1 tRNA gene and 2 rRNA genes (1 of these 3 cut by a window edge) are annotated in these 2,500 nt (G+C 54.5%); all 3 read left to right on the top strand.

The annotated features are described in order from the left end of the window. Nucleotides 1–2,059 (top strand): 23S ribosomal RNA (locus ACR0AA_RS23120); it begins 768 nt to the left of the window's first position. 162 nt (nt 2,060–2,221) lie between these two features. Then, nucleotides 2,222–2,336, top strand: a 5S ribosomal RNA gene (rrf, locus tag ACR0AA_RS23115). Between the two features lie 87 nt (nt 2,337–2,423). Continuing rightward, a tRNA-Met gene (locus ACR0AA_RS23110) sits at nt 2,424–2,500 on the top strand.

Genomic DNA, 2,500 nt, shown 5'->3' with positions numbered 1-2,500 from the left:
TGAAAAGGATCGGGATGAGCTGTGCCTAGGGGTGAAAGGCCAATCAAACTCGGAGATAGCTGGTTCTCTGCGAAATCTATTTAGGTAGAGCGTCATCCGAATACCCCGGGGGGTAGAGCACTGGATGGGTAATGGGGCCCCACAGGCTTACTGATCCTAACCAAACTCCGAATACCCGGGAGTACTAGATGGCAGACACACTGCGGATGCTAACGTCCGTAGTGGAGAGGGAAACAACCCTGACCTACGACTAAGGCCCCCAATTCATGGCTAAGTGGGAAAGCAGGTGGGACGACCAAAACAACCAGGAGGTTGGCTTAGAAGCAGCCATCCTTTAAAGATAGCGTAACAGCTCACTGGTCTAAATAAGTTGTCCTGCGGCGAAGATGTAACGGGGCTCAAGCCATGAGCCGAAGTCTAGGGATGCGTAAGCATCGGTAGCAGAGCGTAGTGTGACATAGTCTCATTCCTCCTTCATGCCTTCGGGCAGATTGGAGGAGAGAGGCTTTCGATGAAGCGGGCGCGTGAGCGATCCCGTGGAGAGATCACTAGTGAGAATGATGACATGAGTAGCGACAAAGAGTGTGAGAGACACTCTCGCCGAAAGTCCAAGGGTTCCTGCTTAAAGCTAATCTGAGCAGGGTAAGCCGGCCCCTAAGCCGAGGCCGAAAGGCGTAGGCGATGGGAACTAGGTTAATATTCCTAGGCCAGGAGGATGTGACGGATCACAGGTGTAGTTCAATCTTATCGGATTGATTGGGCTGCTGAGTGGTTCCTGGAAATAGCCCTCCATCAGACCGTACCCTAAACCGACACAGGTGGACTGGTAGAGAATACCAAGGCGCTTGAGAGAACGATGTTGAAGGAACTCGGCAAAATACCTCCGTAAGTTCGCGAGAAGGAGGCCCGGTTCCTAGGCAACTAGGGGCTGGGGGCACAAACCAGGGGGTGGCGACTGTTTATTAAAAACACAGGGCTCTGCGAAGTCGCAAGACGACGTATAGGGTCTGACGCCTGCCCGGTGCCTGAAGGTTAAAAGGAGAGGTGAGAGCCTTGAATTGAAGCCCAGGTAAACGGCGGCCGTAACTATAACGGTCCTAAGGTAGCGAAATTCCTTGTCGGGTAAGTTCCGACCTGCACGAATGGCGTAACGACTTCCCCGCTGTCTCCAACATCGACTCAGCGAAATTGAATTGCCTGTCAAGATGCAGGCTTCCCGCGGTTAGACGGAAAGACCCCGTGCACCTTTACTACAGCTTCGCACTGGCATCAGGATTGTGATGTGCAGGATAGGTGGTAGGCTTTGAAGCAGGAACGCAAGTACCTGTGGAGCCTCCCTTGAGATACCACCCTTCGCACTCTTGATGTCTAACCGCGGTCCGTTATCCGGATCCGGGACCCTGCGTGGCGGGTAGTTTGACTGGGGCGGTCGCCTCCTAAAGCGTAACGGAGGCGCGCGAAGGTTGGCTCAGAGCGGTCGGAAATCGCTCGTTGAGTGCAATGGCAGAAGCCAGCCTGACTGCGAGACTGACAAGTCGAGCAGAGTCGAAAGACGGCCATAGTGATCCGGTGGTCCCGAGTGGAAGGGCCATCGCTCAACGGATAAAAGGTACGCCGGGGATAACAGGCTGATACTGCCCAAGAGTCCATATCGACGGCAGTGTTTGGCACCTCGATGTCGGCTCATCTCATCCTGGGGCTGGAGCAGGTCCCAAGGGTACGGCTGTTCGCCGTTTAAAGAGGTACGTGAGCTGGGTTTAGAACGTCGTGAGACAGTTCGGTCCCTATCTGCCGTGGGTGTAGGAGACTTGAGAGGAGTTGCCCCTAGTACGAGAGGACCGGGGTGAACGATCCACTGGTGGACCAGTTGTCGTGCCAACGGCAGTGCTGGGTAGCTATGATCGGACAGGATAACCGCTGAAGGCATCTAAGCGGGAAGCCCCCCTCAAAACAAGGTCTCCCTGAGGGCCGTGGAAGACCACCACGTCAATAGGCCGGAGATGTAAGCGCAGTAATGCGTTCAGTTGACCGGTACTAATCGCCCGATAGGCTTGATTTGATCCAGTAATGGAAAGACAAGACCAAAGCATACACCGACCTTGAGTTGGACAACGTTGATCTGATGAACAACCGTGTGGGAACGCGCATTCGCAAGAGAATACGCTGCCTCCCGCGCGTCGCCTTTTTGCAAAGCAAAAAGAGCGACGGGGATTTTCCTCGGTTTGGTGGTCATAGCGCAAGTGAAACACCCGGTCCCATCCCGAACCCGGAAGTTAAGCACTGCCGCGCCAATGGTACTTGGGCTTAAGCCCCGGGAGAGTAGGTCACCGCCAAACCTAGTAAAATCCCCAGTCTCTCTAACGATGAAAAGAACACTACCAGGCCTCAAACAGCCGAATAGGCAGTAGGCCAACGCAAAGTGTCGCGGGATGGAGCAGCCCGGTAGCTCGTCAGGCTCATAACCTGAAGGTCGTAGGTTCAAATCCTACTCCCGCAACCA

The sequence above is a fragment of the Ruegeria sp. CE8 genome (assembly GCF_056537465.1).
This window is presented reverse-complemented; position numbering and strand designations above follow the sequence as displayed.